16 protein-coding genes are annotated in these 16533 nt (G+C 40.1%); 8 read left to right on the top strand and 8 right to left on the bottom strand.

Features of this window, described 5'->3' with window-relative positions:
- Nucleotides 1–33: 33 nt before the first annotated feature.
- On the bottom strand, nucleotides 34–945 hold the full coding sequence (gene ilvE / locus CDZ94_RS13465) for a branched-chain-amino-acid transaminase (RefSeq protein WP_096437876.1): 912 nt from the start codon (nucleotides 943–945) through the stop codon (nucleotides 34–36).
- A gap of 596 nt (nucleotides 946–1541) precedes the next feature.
- On the opposite strand from ilvE, the gene CDZ94_RS13460 reads away from it, so the two are divergent.
- Nucleotides 1542–2162, top strand: coding sequence for a DNA-3-methyladenine glycosylase (locus tag CDZ94_RS13460; protein ID WP_096437874.1), 621 nt, complete (start codon nucleotides 1542–1544; stop codon nucleotides 2160–2162).
- Nucleotides 2163–2254: 92 nt separating this feature from the next.
- On the opposite strand, the gene CDZ94_RS13455 is transcribed toward CDZ94_RS13460, so the two are convergent.
- Nucleotides 2255–2461: a YwbE family protein gene (locus CDZ94_RS13455; protein WP_096437872.1), complete on the bottom strand. Its 207-nt coding sequence runs from the start codon at nucleotides 2459–2461 to the stop codon at nucleotides 2255–2257.
- Nucleotides 2462–2722: 261 nt separating this feature from the next.
- On the opposite strand from CDZ94_RS13455, the gene CDZ94_RS13450 reads away from it, so the two are divergent.
- The 4 genes from CDZ94_RS13450 (at nucleotide 2723) to yidC (ending at nucleotide 5778) form a co-directional block, all read left to right on the top strand.
- Nucleotides 2723–3142 (top strand): AhpC/TSA family protein, encoded by a 420-nt coding sequence (locus CDZ94_RS13450; RefSeq protein WP_096437870.1) that lies wholly within the window; start codon nucleotides 2723–2725, stop codon nucleotides 3140–3142.
- Between the two features lie 76 nt (nucleotides 3143–3218).
- Nucleotides 3219–4511: a DEAD/DEAH box helicase gene (locus tag CDZ94_RS13445; RefSeq protein WP_232735675.1), complete on the top strand. Its 1293-nt coding sequence runs from the start codon at nucleotides 3219–3221 to the stop codon at nucleotides 4509–4511.
- A 146-nt stretch (nucleotides 4512–4657) separates the two neighbouring features.
- Nucleotides 4658–4996 carry a hypothetical protein gene (locus CDZ94_RS13440; protein ID WP_096437866.1) on the top strand — a complete coding sequence of 113 codons (339 nt, stop codon included), beginning with the start codon at nucleotides 4658–4660 and terminating at the stop codon, nucleotides 4994–4996.
- The gene (gene yidC / locus CDZ94_RS13435) at nucleotides 4966–5778 is read left to right on the top strand and encodes a membrane protein insertase YidC (RefSeq protein WP_096437864.1); all 813 of its coding nucleotides are present in this window, start codon (nucleotides 4966–4968) and stop codon (nucleotides 5776–5778) included. Before CDZ94_RS13440 ends, yidC begins: the two co-directional genes overlap by 31 nt.
- A 370-nt stretch (nucleotides 5779–6148) precedes the next feature.
- On the opposite strand, the gene CDZ94_RS13430 is transcribed toward yidC, so the two are convergent.
- The 4 genes from CDZ94_RS13430 to CDZ94_RS13415 form a co-directional block, all read right to left on the bottom strand.
- The gene (locus CDZ94_RS13430) at nucleotides 6149–7141 is read right to left on the bottom strand and encodes a siderophore ABC transporter substrate-binding protein (protein ID WP_096437862.1); all 993 of its coding nucleotides are present in this window, start codon (nucleotides 7139–7141) and stop codon (nucleotides 6149–6151) included.
- Nucleotides 7142–7184: 43 nt separating this feature from the next.
- Nucleotides 7185–7943 (bottom strand): iron ABC transporter ATP-binding protein, encoded by a 759-nt coding sequence (locus tag CDZ94_RS13425; protein WP_096437860.1) that lies wholly within the window; start codon nucleotides 7941–7943, stop codon nucleotides 7185–7187.
- A gap of 2 nt (nucleotides 7944–7945) precedes the next feature.
- Nucleotides 7946–8869: an iron chelate uptake ABC transporter family permease subunit gene (locus CDZ94_RS13420; RefSeq protein ID WP_198520902.1), complete on the bottom strand. Its 924-nt coding sequence runs from the start codon at nucleotides 8867–8869 to the stop codon at nucleotides 7946–7948.
- A 67-nt stretch (nucleotides 8870–8936) separates the two neighbouring features.
- A complete protein-coding gene (locus tag CDZ94_RS13415) occupies nucleotides 8937–9890 on the bottom strand; it encodes an ABC transporter permease (protein WP_096437856.1) in 954 nt (317 codons plus the stop codon).
- A gap of 445 nt (nucleotides 9891–10335) precedes the next feature.
- On the opposite strand from CDZ94_RS13415, the gene CDZ94_RS13410 reads away from it, so the two are divergent.
- On the top strand, nucleotides 10336–11526 hold the full coding sequence (locus tag CDZ94_RS13410; RefSeq protein WP_096437854.1) for a class I SAM-dependent rRNA methyltransferase: 1191 nt from the start codon (nucleotides 10336–10338) through the stop codon (nucleotides 11524–11526).
- A 520-nt stretch (nucleotides 11527–12046) separates the two neighbouring features.
- Here the strand turns inward: CDZ94_RS13410 and CDZ94_RS13405 are convergent.
- The gene (locus CDZ94_RS13405; protein ID WP_096437852.1) at nucleotides 12047–12712 is read right to left on the bottom strand and encodes a hypothetical protein; all 666 of its coding nucleotides are present in this window, start codon (nucleotides 12710–12712) and stop codon (nucleotides 12047–12049) included.
- Between the two features lie 247 nt (nucleotides 12713–12959).
- Nucleotides 12960–13682 carry a MerR family transcriptional regulator gene (locus CDZ94_RS13400; RefSeq protein WP_096437850.1) on the bottom strand — a complete coding sequence of 241 codons (723 nt, stop codon included), beginning with the start codon at nucleotides 13680–13682 and terminating at the stop codon, nucleotides 12960–12962.
- A 103-nt stretch (nucleotides 13683–13785) separates the two neighbouring features.
- On the opposite strand from CDZ94_RS13400, the gene CDZ94_RS13395 reads away from it, so the two are divergent.
- Nucleotides 13786–14454: a hypothetical protein gene (locus CDZ94_RS13395; protein ID WP_096437848.1), complete on the top strand. Its 669-nt coding sequence runs from the start codon at nucleotides 13786–13788 to the stop codon at nucleotides 14452–14454.
- Nucleotides 14455–15231: 777 nt separating this feature from the next.
- Nucleotides 15232–16521: an L-lactate MFS transporter gene (locus tag CDZ94_RS13390; protein ID WP_096440849.1), complete on the top strand. Its 1290-nt coding sequence runs from the start codon at nucleotides 15232–15234 to the stop codon at nucleotides 16519–16521.
- The last annotated feature ends 12 nt before the right edge of the window (nucleotides 16522–16533 follow it).

Here is a 16533-nt window from a genome sequence, read left to right as displayed (position 1 = left end):
AATGATTTTCCCTCCTACAAGAAACGCCAGAACTTATCCTACGCGTGATTGTTGTTTTGTGACTTCTGGATAGCAAGAAACACCGTCTGTAGTTACAAGGTTTCTAAAGACAGATAACAGGTGCTGGGTTACTTTTCCCGGCTTGCCATCAGAAATTTTTCGACCATCCACATCAACAACGGCAATTACTTCTATCGCTGTTCCTGTTAAAAAGACCTCATCTGCTACGTAAACGTCATGCCGGGTGAAAGGTGTTTCCTTAAGCTTGTACCCATGTTGGTTGGCTAGGTCGATAATGGCATTTCTTGTGATACCTTCCAAAGCCCCGAGGTAAATGGGAGGGGTATAAATTGTGTCATTCTTCACAATGAAGATGTTATCTGCTGAACCTTCTGTGACGTATCCTTGGTCGTTGAGCATGAGTGCTTCATCAACCCCAGCTTGATTAGCTTCAAGCTTTACTAAAATATTATTTAAATAGTTAAGAGATTTTACTTGAGGACTCAGCACATCCGGGCGGTTTCTACGACTGGCAACTGATCCTACACGAAGTCCGCGCTCGTATAATTCCTTTGGGAACATGTTGAGTTCTTCAACTATGACAACGACTCGTGGTTCTGAGCAGAACGTAGGATCAAGGCCAAGATTACCAGGTCCGCGGGAGACGACAACTCGAATATACGCGCTGTCTAGTCTGTTTTTTTGTACTGATTCTACAATAATCGCTGACATTTCCTCCTTCGTGTAAGGGACAGTCATCATGATTGACTGTGCAGAATCGTAAAGCCGGTTCAAGTGTTCATCTAGTTTAAAGATATTTCCGTTGTAGACGCGAATCCCTTCGAACACCCCATCGCCATACAAAAACCCGTGATCATAAACCGATACGACTGCTTCTTCTTTTTTTACAAATTGACCGCTAAGAAAGATCCATTGACTGCTCACGTAAACCACTCCTTTCTTTAATAATTGAACGCTTTAAAACGACAAAATCAAATTGTACAAAATGACCTTGTTTACTCGATATGTAACAGAAGGCAAAGCCCATGACAAAGGTGATAACCACGTTTGTTTTTTAATGTTGTCGCTAATCATACAATCATTGAAATAATAGGTCAATAGTAAAAACGCAATAATTCTGAACATTCCCAATAAAAAAATACTTAATATAACGTTTACATCCTTGTTTTTACAAGGATTTAGAAGGGAAATAAAAAATATTTGAAAATAGTAATTAAATGTGCGTTTCAAAAAGGAGACCAAAAGGGCGGAGATGCCGAGGATTTTAAAGACCTCGTCACCTTGGCTCTGGTATTCCTTCTGTGTTTTCATTTTTGGGCGAAAGATGCAATTGCCGGTCTCGAGTAATCGATGAGAAATAGACGTTGCTCAACTCTTTGATACCTTGGTTCAAAAATGCACATAGTGCTCCGTTGACTCCAATTGGAGCAACTTCAACTTCGGAAGTGTCAAATACATCTTTTTCACGTAACATCTGCAAAATATTATCAATGATCGACAAGCTAAAGGAGAGAAGCAGAATGGATCATAAGCCTCTAGGTGCTGAATTTTATAAAAAACCGACTTTAGATGTAGCCCGGAACCTTCTCGGTAAGGTTTTGGTAAAGGAGTCGCCAAAAGGGCGAGCATCAGGAATAATCGTGGAAACGGAAGCATACAAAGGGCCTGAAGACCGTGCTGCTCATAGTTTTGGTGGCAGACGAACGAAAAGAACGGAAGTCATGTTTGGGCCTGCTGGATTTGTTTATACGTATGTCATGCATACCCACTGTTTAGTCAATGTTGTCTGTGGTGAGATCGGAGTGCCGCAAGCGGTTCTCATTCGAGCAGTAGAACCATTAGAAGGTGAAGCCTTAATGTTTCAGCGTCGGGGAGACCGAAAACGCCACGAACTTACCAGTGGTCCAGGAAAATTAACTAAAGCCCTTGGAATTACGAAAGGTGACTATGGATTACGATTTGATGAGCCGCCATTATACATTGCACACGGAGAAAGAGAGGTATCGAACGAGCACGTTGTCGCGGGTCCGCGAATTGGTATTGAGAATACAGGGGAAGCTCGTGACTATCCGTGGCGATTTTGGATTGAGGGGAATGAGTTTGTATCGAAGCCAAGAAAAGCGCAAGGCGCCCGAAGCTAGGTGCAGAAACGTAGATTTCTATACTTTCTTAACTCTCGAGGAAAAAAACATTAACTCAAATTAAGAAAACAGAAAAAAAGACGACAAGGCAGTTACACCTCTTCGTCTTCTAAGATTTCTTTCACTCGTCCAACTTGACCATCTTGCAGGCGCACTTTAATGCCATGCGGGTGGGAGGAAGACTTAGTTAACAAGTCTTTCACAACACCGCGTGTCAGTTCTCCTGTGCGTTGGTCTTTTTTTAGAACGATTTGGACGTGCGTTCCAGGTTGAATGTTTTTGCGGTTTTGCCCGTTCATAAACGTCTCCTTCAGTGTTACTAATAGTAAGTGTTATCTTACCATGAAAACGAGAATGACGGAAACTTACAACAAAACCTGTTATACTATCGGTAGCGATAAAGATTCGATATGTGAGGTGAACGTAAGATGAAACTCGACTATACAGTCCAAGGGGAAGGCCACGATACGACGATCGCACATGAAATAAGCGGACAAAAGGCAATGGTGGTGTTTGTACGTCATCTCGGTTGACCGGTTTGTCGAGGTTATCTTACGCAGTTGCGTAAGCGTGTTGTTGAAATTGAGAGGCAAGACTATAAAATTGTCGTCGTTGCTCCATCAAAAGCAACATTTGTGAAGCAGTTTGTAGATGCTTTCGGACCGTATCCGTTTCCGATATACGGAGATCCGTCAAGGCAAGCTTATCAAGGCTTGGGTCACCAGACACCGCCGAAGCTGAAGGTGTTAGGTATAGCTGCCTTTGGGTTTTTAACCGGAAAAGTGAAAAATTTTATTCCGAAAGAAGAGAAAAAGAAAAAAGTTGTTATGCACTCAATGAAAACACAGGACGTGTACATTCAAGGCGGCACATGGTTATTTGATGAGAAGGGTAATTTGCTCTGGAATCACATTGACGGTTCTCCTTATGACCATGCTCAATTAGATCAAGTGATTGAAGAAATGAAAATGAACAAATAATAAATCGTAAGACTGTTAAAACCAGAAATCGTGTATGTTTTCTGGTTTTTTTACGCGAAAACAGGGGGTTAATAGCTTGAAGGGATTTGAACATCTAGGTATAAAATCAGATTTAAACGACGTATTAAATGACCTCGGGATAACAAAAGCAACGGAGATTCAAGAACGGTCGATTCCAATATTGCTAAAAGGAAGTAATGTGGTAGCTCAATCTCAAACCGGTACGGGAAAAACATTGGCATTTTTATTACCAATCCTTGAAAAGATTGAGGTAACTTCGTCTGATATTCAAGGGCTTGTATTAGCACCCACAAGGGAATTAGCGCTGCAAATATCAAAAGAAGTGAATAAGCTTACTAAACACCAAAACGACTTGCAAACATTAGCGGTGTATGGGGGGCAAGATATTGAGAAACAGCTTCATAAACTAAAAAGAGGGGCTCACCTAGTGGTAGCAACACCAGGAAGACTTCTAGACCACTTACGAAGAGGAACGATTCGACTCGATCGCGTATCTATGCTCGTCCTTGATGAAGCTGATCAAATGCTTCACATGGGTTTCTTAAACGAAGTAGAAGATATTATCCAAAAAACACCGGCAAACCGACAGATGATGCTGTTTTCTGCAACGATGCCAAAAGAAATTCGCGATTTAACAAAAAGGTATATGGCAAAAGCGGAGCATATTAAAGTAGCCGCTTCAGAAATTACCGTTCGGGAAATTAGGCAAATCGTGGTTGAAACGACAGATCGCGCTAAGCAGGCGACGCTTCGTGCGATGTTGGACGAGCATCAGCCGTTTTTAGCCATTCTGTTTTGTCGGACAAAACGAAGAGCTTCCACGCTAAATGAAGCACTGCAAGATCATGGTTACAGTTCTGATGAGCTTCATGGCGATCTATCTCAGGCAAAGCGGGAAAAAGTCATGAAACGATTTCGTGAGATGAAAATTCAGTATCTAGTGGCCACTGATGTTGCGGCGAGAGGTCTTGATGTAGAAGGAGTTACACACGTTTATAATTACGACATTCCACATGATGTAGAAAGTTACGTCCATCGAATTGGCCGTACAGGACGCGCAGGGAAAGATGGCCTGGCTGTGACCCTTGTAGCGCCTAAGGATCGAATGCATTTGGATATGATCGAAAAAGGCATAGGGTTTGCCATTGATAGAGTTGAATACAACGTCAAACAGGACAGCCGTCGTGAAGAGGAGAAACCTGCCAGCGGTTACAATCGTATAAAAAAGAAAAGCACGAGGATTGATCGGAATCAAAAGAAGCCGTGGAAAAAGCAAGGTAACGCAGTGAAAAGTAGAAAGCCAGGGTCACGCTCGGCAAAAAAGCGATCTAAACCTCGCATAAAATGACTTGAAAAAAAGGGAGAGGAACCTACGGATGGCTGAATTCCCTTTGAGAAGAAGTAGGTAGCATACCAAAACCTGCCTTTGACTTTTGATTTCAAATCAACGATGATAAAGGTATTGTAAACGTAGAAAAAAGGAGGTGAATACAGATGTTTTTCGAGCATTATCATGATCTTGTCCCACTCATACTTTCAATTAGTTTGTATGTGACGATTGCAGGTTCACAAATGATAAATTTTATGTCGAATGAATGTGTGGTTCGTAATCGCTATATGGCGAATCGGGAAATCCATTCGCTCCACCTGGAACAAGTTCCTGATACTGAACTGATTGAAAAAAGTGAAGAGCGACAAAACTGGATTACAAGAATCGTGAAAAGAAAAGAAGCACCTGAGGATGATGCGGATTATTTTTCCTTCTCGTTGGAAATGATTGAAATGAAACGAGGAGGATTAATATGGGAAAAACATCTGTGTTCACGTACGTAAATAAATATAAGCTTATTTTCATTGCTTTTGGATTATTGTTACTTCTGGGAGGTTGTGGAGCTTCAACTGAGCCGATTGATGCGGATACGACGGGCTTCTTTAACCATTATGTCGTCTGGCCGTTTTCATTTTTGATTAAGTTTTTTGCTGCAATGTTTGCAGGCAATTACGGGTTATCTCTTGTGTTTGTGACATTTCTCATTCGACTCGCTCTTATGCCGCTTATGATGAAACAATATAAAACACAACAAACGACTAGGGCAAAAATGAATGAAATCAAGCCAGCGATGGAAGAAATCAAAGAGAAGTACAAAGATAAAAAGAATCCTGAAAATCAGCAAAAACTACAACAAGAAATGCTGGCACTATATAGAGAGCATAACTTTAATCCAATTACATCAATGGGCTGTTTACCGATGCTCATTCAATTTCCGATCATGATCGGCTTTTACTATGCAATTATGCGTACACCGGAAATTGCCCAGCACAGCTTTCTCTGGTTTAACCTTGGACAAACTGACATGATTTTACCATTCATTGCCGGTGCAGTATATCTGATTCAGTTTAGAGTATCTCTTTCAGGCATGGATGACCAACAGCAAAAGCAAATGGCGATGCTCGGCTATTTCACACCGATTATTATGGCTGTGTTCTCATTTAACGTTGCTGCAGCCTTGCCATTGTACTGGTCTGTCAGTGGGTTTCTCTTGATAGTTCAAACGATGATCTTTAAATATAAGTATAAAGAGAAAAAACAGGTAGCTGAAACGACGACGGTGTAAGTTGTTCAGAGCAGCCTTTGGTATACGATTAAATCCCCTTGCTATTCGTAATAGCAAGGGGATTTTTTTAAAGGGTAAGAATTTATATAGAGTTAAGTATAAAGATCTACATTTCGGTGTCTAGCTCCTGAACGACCTCTCAGAAGATATAATTCTTCAAGGTTACATCAAATAAAAAGAAATGGCTCTCACCAACGGTGAGGGCCATTCTTTTTAGCTAGGTTTTGTCCCATCCTCTTTTTGAGTGTTGTATATAGAATTAATGAGTTTTTGTGTAGAATAGGTTAAGCTTTGTGTAGAAGTAAACTGTTTTCTTGTAGAATAATTTAGAGTTTGTGTAGAATTGTTTTTGCTTCTTTAGTCGTTGCGATTATTTTAAGCCTTCTTGAATTTCACGAACCATTTCAGAAACAGACGTTAATCCGCCCCCTGCTAGGTACCAATAGGCAGGGTCAAGGTAGATAATATTATCTTCTTCATAGGCTGTTGTATTCATAACGAGATCATTTTCAACAATCGCTTGACTAGAGGACTCTTCTCCTTCGCTAACAGCTGAGTCTCGGTCAATGACAAAAAGATAATCTGGGTTCGTTTCGACAATGTATTCAAAAGAGATGTTTTGTCCGTGTGTTGATGCTTCGATATTTTCGTCAGCAGGCTGTACACCAAAGTCGTCATGAAGAATTCCAAATCTGGACCCTGGTCCGTAAGCACTCACACTTCCATCGTTGGCTAAAATAATTAACCCGTTTTTATCATTGGTTGATGCTGTTTCATATAGTTCGTTAATGGACTCATCGATAGACACTAGGGCATCTTCAACAACATCTTCTTTTTCGAATATTTCACCTAAAATTGTCGCGTTTTGCTCGAATGATTCCATGTAATTAGTATTATCTACACCCATATAAATTGTTGGGGCAATGTCACTCAACTCGTCATAAGCATCAGAGGAACGACCAGAGATAATAATTAATTCAGGCTGAATGTCAAAGATTGTTTCAAAGTCCGGTTCAAATAACGTCCCGGCATTTTCAAAGGTACCATCCTCGAACTCAGATAAGTAATCTGGTATATTTCCTTGTGGTACAGCGGCGATGTCTGCATCTAACTCTCTTAACGTGTCGAGTGTGCCATAGTCAAAGACTACAACATTTTCGGGGTTTTTAGGGACAGTTGTTTCACCAAGTTCATGTTCTACAACGATTTCAGACGACTCTTCTTCCTCTGAATTTTCATCTTCGTTTTCTGCTACAGTTGTATCATCGTTCTCAACAGCGGAGGTTTCATCTTCCGTACCACACGCGACCGCAAAAATCACAAGTAGTGTCATGGATAAAAATAAACTCATCGTTTTTTTCATTATCGTCACCTCAAAATGTATTGTTTTCTAACTTGTTTATTCGTTAAGTAAAATAAACGCAAATGCGGTTACAGTTAATGTCTTTCACTTCAATGTCCAAATCATAAATTTCTTTAAGCACGCCATTTTTAATGATTTCATCTCTTGCGCCTTCTTTAACGACTCTGCCATCTTTTAAAGCGACAATATAATCCGAGTAACAAGAGGCAAAGTTAATGTCATGGATGACAATAATAATCGTCTTGCCGAGTTCTTTAACCATCCGTTGAAGCACCTTCATAATTTGAACAGAATGCTTCATATCCAGGTTGTTGAGAGGTTCGTCGAGTAACACGTATTCGGTGTCCTGAGCGACAACCATGGCAATATAGGCACGTTGTCGTTGGCCACCGCTGAGCTGGTCGAGGAACTGATCTTGTATGTCCTCAAGTTCTAAGTAGCGGATCGCATTATCTACGTGCTCCCAATCCTCTTTTGTCAGGTTTCCTTTAGAATAAGGGAACCGTCCAAAGGAAACGAGTTCACGTATCGTTAACCTGAGATTCGTATGGTTCGTTTGTTTTAGAATCGAAATTTGTTTCGCTAATTCACCACTTTTACGTTGGTTAATCTCTTTTTTATCGATGTATACCTCACCTGAATCTCTTGTTATGAGCCGGCTGATCATCGACAGGAGTGTACTTTTTCCAGCCCCGTTTGGACCGATAAAAGCGGTAATTTTTCCTTTTTGTATGTTTACGGAAATGTCATCGACAACGCTTTTATTTCCATAATGTTTCGAGATGTTCATTACTTCTACCATGCTTATCGCTCCCTTAATAAAAGATATAAAAAGTAAACGCCGCCAATAAAATTGACAATGACACTTAATGTGGTCGTGAAAGTGAAGACTCTTTCCACGATTAATTGACCTCCAACGAGTGCGATAATACTAATAAGAATTGATGCGAGAATCAATTGGTGGTGCCGGTATGTTTTCATAAATTCATAGGTTACATTGGCAACGAGTAACCCTAGGAAAGTTATCGGACCTACCAATGCCGTGGCGATGGATACAAGGATCGCAATAATAAATAGCAGTCTTTTAACTACGTAATGATAAGGGACACCGAGGTTGATTGCATGCTCTTTTCCGAGAGCTATGACATCTAAATATTTCAAAAACCGATAAAAATAAAGTGTGATCAAAATGATGGCCACGATCGAAATGGTGAGAAGGTCGGTATTTACGTTGTTAAAGCTAGCAAACATCCGGTTTTGAATTGACATGAATTCATTTGGATCGATAAGCACCTGCATAAATGTCGATAAGTTTGAAAAGAGTGTGCCTAAAACTAAACCGATCAGTAAGAGAAAATAAATGTTGTTATCCTCACCGCTAAGTAACACTTTGTAAAACAATGCGGCAAATAAAACCATAAATCCGACAGAAATTAAAAAGTTCACATTAGGGTTGATCATCGCGACACTCATGGACCCATAGGAAAAAATAATGAACGTCTGAATTAACATGTACAATGAATCGAGTCCGATAATACTAGGAGTTAGGATTCGGTTGTTTGTGATCGTTTGGAAAACGACAGTAGAGAGAGCAATCGCCCCACCTGTGATAACAATCGCTAAAACCTTGGTCCCTCTTCTTGGCAAAATGTATTCCCAGTTCCCGTTGGCTTGAATTACCATAAAAATCGCGGTAACGGTTACGGCTAGGATGGTGAGTATCGTCATTTTCCTTTTATAAGTGGTTGTGTCGTGAGAGTGACTACGATCTTTCGCGGATTTTTTGACTATCTCTTTATAACCCATATGATTTTCTCCTTAATAGCAAGTAAAGAAAAATACCACTTCCGATAACTCCTACGGTTAGTCCGATTGGAACTTCATATGGATAAATGACGATTCGTCCTAATATGTCACAAAAAAGAACAAAAACAGCACCTAATATAGCGGTATGAGGCAAATTTTTACGGATGTTATCGCCTCGATAAATCGTCACGATATTCGGAATTACGAGTCCGAGGAAAGGAATCATCCCGACCGTTAATATGACGGTCGATGTTATGAGGGCTACAATCACCAAGCCAATGTTGACGACCTGTCGATAATTGAGGCCTAAGTTTTTTGCGAAATCTTCTCCCATCCCCGCTACAGTGAATTTATTTGCAAATATGTAGGCAAGGAATACGAGTGGAACGCTAATATAAAGCAATTCATAACGACCTGTCATCATAGTCGCAAAGTTACCTTGCAGCCACGCTGACATATTTTGAATCAGGTCATTTTGAAAGGCAAAGAACGTCGTAATCGAACCGATGATATTCCCAAACATAAGGCCCACAAGTGGTATAAAAATCGCGTTTTTAAATTTAATCTTTTCTAGTATTTTCATAAATACAAAGGTTCCGGCTAAAGCAAATGCAAAGGCAATAAACATTCTTGTAAATGGACTGGCAGTGGAGAACAACATTAAAGATACGAGAATCCCTAGCCTGGCAGAATCCATCGTTCCAGCCGTAGTGGGAGAAACAAACTTGTTTCTTGTCAGCTGCTGCATAATGAGGCCACAAATACTCATACTTACACCGGCAATGATGATGCTTACAAGACGTGGGACTCTACTAGTCCAGAAAATATGTGCTTGATGCTCGGTCATATTGAACAGTTGCGACGGTGATAACTCTGTGACACCGATGAAAAGAGAAGTGCTTGAGAAAACAACAAGCAAAATAATTAAATATCTGAGTTTCATAATTTCCTCCGACAAGATAAAACTATAACGTTTCCATACGTGTACACGAATACCCCTTCCATGTAAATGATTATCATTCTCACTATATATTAATTGAGAAGGATTATCATTGTCAATAGTTATCTAAAAAGTAAATGGGTCTTTCATTTAAGTGTGTGTTCAAAAGGAGGACAAAAAGAGCCGAGAAGTTCAAGGCTGCACTAGTAGAGGAAGAGACAGAAAATAGTACTCCCTTTGTAGGCCAACGGATAAATTCGACAGTGATTTTTCCCTGACTTTTTTAAAAGATTCTCTTTAAGGGAATGCAAAATGAGTTATTTTAGAGCCAAACAATTTAAATTGAGAAACAGACTTCGGTTTGTTTTCTCAATCATTTCGTGAAAGAATATGATTAAGCTATGGATGGCTTGAAAGTTAGTGTTAAGGGAAAGAGGATGATTCAAAAATGACTGAAATTCGCTTAAAAATTAAACAACGTTTTGCAAATACATTTAAATCAGGTTCGCCGTTAATTTTAAAAGAGGCGATCGGAAATCTGGATAAGTTAAAAGAAGAAGGGTCGCTACTATACCTTGAGGACGAAAAGGGAGATTTCTTGGGTCGCGGTTATTATGGGAGGCAAAACAAAGGCTTTGGCTGGGTGTTAACTCAAAAGCCAAATGAACAAATTAACCAAAGGTTTTTTGAGCATAGGATCTCAAAAGCGTTAACAAAGCGTTCGGCCTTCTTTGAAGACGTGAATACAACCGCTTTTCGTGTTTTAAATGGGGAAGGCGATGGCATTGGGGGCTTGACGATAGATTACTTCGATGGCTATTTCCTTCTAAATTGGTACAGCGAAGGCATCTATACGTTTAAGGAACAAGTTGTAGCTGCGCTAAAAAAAGTAACTGCTTTTAAAGGTATTTATGAAAAAAAACGTTTCAATACAGGTGGAAAATACATTGATGATGACGACTTTGTGGCAGGTGAGCGTGGGGATTTCCCAATACTCGTTAAAGAAAATGGTGTGAATTTTGCCGTTTATTTGAACGATGGGGCAATGGTCGGGGTTTTCCTTGATCAACGCGAGGTACGACGCTCAATCCGCGACAAATATGCAAACGGAAAGCGAGTATTAAATACGTTTTCGTATACCGGTGCATTTTCAATCTTTGCTGCGATAGGTGGAGCTGAGAAAACAACGAGTGTTGACCTTGCAAATCGAAGCTATGAAAAAACGATCGAGCAGTTCAGTGTGAACGGTCTCGATTATGAAGCACATGACATTATCGTTCAGGACGTTTTCGATTACTACAAATTTTCAGTTAAAAAAGGTTTCACATTTGATGTGGTGATTCTCGATCCGCCTAGCTTTGCCCGTTCAAAAAAGAAAACGTTTAGTGCGGAAAAGGACTATAAGGACCTTTTGAAACAAACGATTGCAATCACGGAAAAGAAGGGAGTCATTGTAGCTTCAACGAATGCAGCAAAGGTGTCCAGGAAGAAGTTTAAACATTTTATTGACGCTGCATTTAAAGAATCAGGAGAGAAATATAAGCTGCTTGAGGAGCACTCATTGCCAGCGGATTTTGCTGTAGCACCGCAGTTTCCAGACGGTGATTACTTGAAAGTTGTGTTTATTCAAAAGGTGTAGTATCGGGGCGTGGTGGCACTTGTTGAATAGTTACAACATAATAGGCTTGTTTTTGAAAGCTATTAGAGGACAGCTCCCTACGCCGCTCGTCTCAAGAAAAACAACCATGATAGTATTTTCTCTACACCCATTTTAATACAAATATCCATATGCCTTTCTTTCACAAATTCACAAACCAAATTCCAGGAAAATCACAAGCTGAGAATATTTATTTCCCCTATGTGTAAAAGAATGTGATTTGTTAGGTGATTTCATAAATTTGTAGGGAAGAACATTAATACAACAAAAAAGACTCATGAAACCCTTTAGCGGAAGGCGGAATTTTTAAAAGGCTGTTTTCGATTTGGAATGCTTTTTCAATGAGCAACAATCTTTTATAAAAAACCGCCACGCCGTTTTTCTTATCAAATATTACGAATTAAAAGCTATCGAACTCGATTGAATAGAATGATGTTTTTTCTCCAAACCGCGTTTCCTTGGACTTCAAAAGCTTTTTTGTCTTCTTTTAGTCTGCTTACTTTTAGTACGAGAAGATACCGAATATTTTCCAATCACCGTTTTCATCGGTCGAGACGAGGACATCATCGACGCCTCCTGTGACTTCATCGTGGGTGTTTATTTTCAGGTCTACAATGACCAGGTAATTTTCACGAGAAGTCACCATAGGCTCCAGTGCTTGAGGGATACTAACGTCGATTGTAAGCTCATCGACTGAACGAATGTCCAGCTCTTCGATAGACCAGTTTTGTAAAGTTTGACGATCTCGAAAAATGTTTATGAAATCGCGCTCAGTAATTCCTAAATAATAAAGGTAATCGGGGGATACAAGGTGAATGGCCTCCTCGAACTCTTCGTTTTGCAAAAGTGTATAGTAGTTGAAGGCAACCTCTTCGGCTGGGAGGTCAAAGTCTTGTTCTGTGCCGTTTTTATTTTTGCTTTTTTCAAGATCTTCAGCCGTTTTTTCTTGGTTGTTTGAATCTTGGGTATTTTCTTCGGTTTCGGTCGCTTCACCTTCTATGTTTTCTTTTTCATCCTGGTCTTGTTCTTCAGTTGAGTTTTCATTATTTTCAATGGCTGGTTCTGTACTGTCTGTTGTACCAGGTTGGTCCGCATCTTCTTGTTCGACACAACCAGCAGCGAAGACAAAGAGCAAAAGGCAAGGGAGTAATAATAGTCGTTTCTTCATAATCTTCTCCTTCCATCTGTTAGCACATTGTTCACTATATGAAAGGGGAAGCGAGTCTGATTCAGAAATTATTCGAACTGAATCGACATTTTACAGAAGGTTGTACCGGCGCTAACTTGAGGACGTTTTTGAGAGTTATCATGGTAAAGTAAAAAATGGGATAGTTTTTATCTTTGTAGCTCCTTTTTAGCCATATGATGAGGGAACCTTCTTGTGCTTTTACATTGGGTCCATTAATGTCTTTCCATTAATTCTTGGACGGGTTGAGAGCATGGTAGTTCATAGCTGCTTCAATATAGTCGATGACGTCTTTGTGGATGGGGTAAAGCCGAAGATTGGCGGATTTCGTTTCGGAGCGTCTAATTTCCCAAAATTCATTTTGCATGGCTTCTTCACCCTGAAACATTTGCTCGGCCTTTTTCTCAACCTGAATACATAGTTTTTTCAATTCTTGATCGTCAAAAGGGGTATTTTTTTCTTGGTGCCTTTTAAATGATGCCAGAATGGTCAGCCATTCTCGAGTATCTGCATTTTCATCTTCAAGCTTAGGTAGTTCTTTCAACATCTCCACGTACTGCTTTCGGTTTTCCTCTGCAACTTCATCCCGCTTAATCATGGAAAGGAGAATTTCCCAGTCGAGCTTGTTTTCGATTTCTATTAAATGCTTTAAGCCGATCAATTGCTTTTGACGATGGGCGAGTTTCATTTGTTCTTCTTTTAATTGTTCGACCTGTTTTTCAATGGCCTCTACTGGCTTCGTATGATGAATGAGCGTTTTAATTTGTTTTAGGGAAAAGCCTAGATCTCGCCATATTATGATTTGCTGTAATGTAAAAAGGTTATCTTCGTTATACATGCGATGCCCATAATCATTTTTATCACTTGGGATTAAGAGGCCAATTTCTTCGTAATAATGAAGAGTTCGCACGGAAATAGCGGTTTTTTTAGCGACTTCGCTTACTTTTAACATAATACCCCACCTAAATTAGTTGCTCCTCACGCTACGTGAGGGGATATACTCAAAGAGTATTTCTAGATTAACTGAACAAAACCTTTTTTGGAGGAACGTGCCTATGCCACTTTTAATGGAATTGTATTGGGAACTCTTCATTGCAACTGAGATTCTGGCCATTGTGTGTGTTGTTGCTTTTGTAGTCTTTCGTTACATTATTGTAAGACCGGCCCTTAGTAAATGGAGTGTTGCGGTTTTTATTCTTTTAAATGTGTTCGACAGTGTGATTGCTTTCCTAGTTTATCGTGAAACTGGAGAGCTTTCTGTGTTTCAAATTGTTATTTTTATTTTCATCCTTTATGCCCTTACTTTTGGACGTAGCGATTTCAAAAGGCTTGATTTATGGATTCGGATGCAAATCGATAGATGGACGAATAAAAAACTCGTTCATGAAAAAGAACATCGGGAGCATGAAGAGAGAAGTTACGGAGCAGGTCAGTCAAAAAACGCTGCAAGGGAGTGGGTCATGCACGTTGGGCTATTTACGTTCGTTCACATAATCTTTTTTCTCTTATTTCCAAGTGAATCCATCATGTTGACTGATGTATTGAGTCAAGAAGGGATAGAAAATTGGATGGAGGACCCTGAGAGCTATGGGTTGTTTAGTGAGCCGGCAATTAACCAAGTTACACTCATTTGGGGATTAATTTTCGTCATCGATACCGTTGTCTCATGGCTTTATATCTTGTTTCCAGAGAAGAATAAAAAGCGAGATGTTAATCGGGGTTGAAAAGTAGGATATTAAAATGACAGGAGTATCCAACTGTTGGGTGTGTCTTAATTACTGAAACAATTTTACACAAAATTGTGCGGGGACTGTCCCTGTACGGGTAGTTTTGGGGTGGTTAGCTCTTGACGAAAGTGTTGGAATGGTTTACTCTATTTACTATATATTTTGAACATTTTGTGACAGATTGTTCGTTTGGTGCGAGGCAGCGGCCCTGTTTTCGGCCAGGTGAGCATTTGTGTTAGACATGATGTTGATTGTGGTCAGTCAATAGCGCTCCTGTTGGATCAACCACCGTCACATTCTTTGAAGGCCTATTTTAGGTCTCTTTGGATGGGCGGTGGTTTTTTGTTTAGAGCTAAGAAAGTATAAAAATCTACGCTTCAATGTCTAGAGCATGCGAGGTCACTTTCTGTATAAAATTTTTTTTTGATGAAAGTACAAGGTCAACTAATGACTTTCGCCTTTTTTGGCGATAAGTTAAGTTTCCTATGTCGTACGACGCCAAGGCGCTTGCGCTTTTCTTATTCTCAATAGCTTGATCCAGCAACGACGATCATGACAAAAGCTTCGAGTTGTTCAACAGATAGGCGTCGAAGAGTAAATGTGAGAGGGAGAGACAGCTTAGTTAAAACAATAGAGTTACAAAACTTCTTAAATACTTACGCTTTTTTATTAAAAGGCGTTCAACACTATGCTGGACCCCACGCAGGTGTTGGATTGTGTCTTTTAAAAGGTCGATAATTAGAGGAGGAATGGAAGTTGCAGACAGAAAAGAAAATCAAAAATCGATGGCTCATTGCGCTATCGGCAGTAGGAATTCATATTTCAATAGGGGCGGTCTATGCGTGGAGTGTTTTTACTACTCCACTGATGGAGCAGTTTGGCTGGTCTTCGAGTCAGGTTCAAATGACGTTTAGTATCGCCATCTTATTTTTAGGACTTTCTGCTGCATTCTTAGGCCATTTTGTAGAAAAGTATGGCCCGAAAAAAGCAGGGATTCTTGCTGCTTTTTGTTTTGGTATCGGTGTATTTATTTCAGGATTTGCGGTAAATATGGAATCACTTATTTTACTTTATCTTTCCTTTGGCGTACTTGCAGGAATTGGTCTAGGTGTTGGTTATATCGCCCCTGTTTCTACACTGGTAAAATGGTTTCCCGACCGCCGGGGGCTTGCGACTGGACTAGCCATCATGGGCTTTGGTTTTGCTGCAGCAATTAGTAGTCCGATTATGGATGCGTTAATTTCATCTGTCGGTATTGCGAATACCTTCTTCATTTTAGGCGGGGCTTATTTTATTGTCATGCTTTGCTCATCTTTATATCTTGAAAAACCACCAGAAGGCTGGATGCCTGAAGGGTTTAAAGATAAAGTGGACAGCGGAAAAGTAAAAGTGAAAAAAGATTTGGCGCAACTTAGAGCGAATGAAGCGATTAAAACACCTCGCTTCTATTATTTATGGGTCATGCTCTTTATCAATGTGACGTGTGGCATTGCAATTTTATCTGCTACTAGCCCGTTAGCTCAAGAAAGCATTGGATTGACAGCGACACAAGCTGCTGCACTTGTTGGGATTCTCGGTATTTTTAACGGGATTGGCCGACTTGGATGGGCTTCTATTTCCGACTATATTGGTCGCCCAAATACGTACACAGCGTTTTTCGTAATTCAGGCTATTCTATTTGTCCTGTTGCCATTCACAACAGCTGCGGTACCGTTCCAAATCATGCTCATGATCATCTACACGTGCTATGGTGGAGGATTTGCTTCGATTCCAGCTTACATTGGTGACCTTTTCGGCACTAAGCAGCTTGGAGCGATTCATGGATATATCCTTACAGCTTGGGCCGCGGCAGGTCTTGTTGGCCCATTGTTTACCGCTTGGATGTATGACACAACAGGAAGTTACTCAAATAGCTTGGTTTACTTTGCAGGAATGTTTGTGGTCGCGTTTGTCATTTCTATGGTGATTCGCATCGATATTCGCAGGTTAGAAAGGAAAAACGCAGCACAAGAAAAATCTGATCATATGAATCTAGAGAAAAAGGTCACTGCCCAAGCAAGGTAACACCTTGAGATG

It is taken from the genome of Alteribacter populi (genome assembly GCF_002352765.1).
Classification (GTDB): domain Bacteria; phylum Bacillota; class Bacilli; order Bacillales; family Salisediminibacteriaceae; genus Alteribacter; species Alteribacter populi.
This window is presented reverse-complemented; position numbering and strand designations above follow the sequence as displayed.

Bases quoted from the DNA above. Each gene is read 5' to 3' on its own strand.
- CDZ94_RS13410 (WP_096437854.1), top strand. From the start codon at position 10,336: ATGACTGAAATTCGCTTAAAAATTAAACAACGTTTTGCAAATACATTT.
- CDZ94_RS13395 (WP_096437848.1), top strand. From the start codon at position 13,786: ATGCCACTTTTAATGGAATTGTATTGGGAACTCTTCATTGCAACTGAG.
- CDZ94_RS13400 (WP_096437850.1), bottom strand. From the start codon at position 13,682: ATGTTAAAAGTAAGCGAAGTCGCTAAAAAAACCGCTATTTCCGTGCGA.
- CDZ94_RS13405 (WP_096437852.1), bottom strand. From the start codon at position 12,712: ATGAAGAAACGACTATTATTACTCCCTTGCCTTTTGCTCTTTGTCTTC.
- CDZ94_RS13420 (WP_198520902.1), bottom strand. From the start codon at position 8,869: ATGACGATACTCACCATCCTAGCCGTAACCGTTACCGCGATTTTTATG.
- CDZ94_RS13430 (WP_096437862.1), bottom strand. From the start codon at position 7,141: ATGAAAAAAACGATGAGTTTATTTTTATCCATGACACTACTTGTGATT.
- CDZ94_RS13440 (WP_096437866.1), top strand. From the start codon at position 4,658: ATGTTTTTCGAGCATTATCATGATCTTGTCCCACTCATACTTTCAATT.
- CDZ94_RS13460 (WP_096437874.1), top strand. From the start codon at position 1,542: ATGGATCATAAGCCTCTAGGTGCTGAATTTTATAAAAAACCGACTTTA.
- CDZ94_RS13415 (WP_096437856.1), bottom strand. From the start codon at position 9,890: ATGAAACTCAGATATTTAATTATTTTGCTTGTTGTTTTCTCAAGCACT.
- CDZ94_RS13425 (WP_096437860.1), bottom strand. From the start codon at position 7,943: ATGGTAGAAGTAATGAACATCTCGAAACATTATGGAAATAAAAGCGTT.
- CDZ94_RS13455 (WP_096437872.1), bottom strand. From the start codon at position 2,461: ATGAACGGGCAAAACCGCAAAAACATTCAACCTGGAACGCACGTCCAA.
- yidC (WP_096437864.1), top strand. From the start codon at position 4,966: ATGGGAAAAACATCTGTGTTCACGTACGTAAATAAATATAAGCTTATT.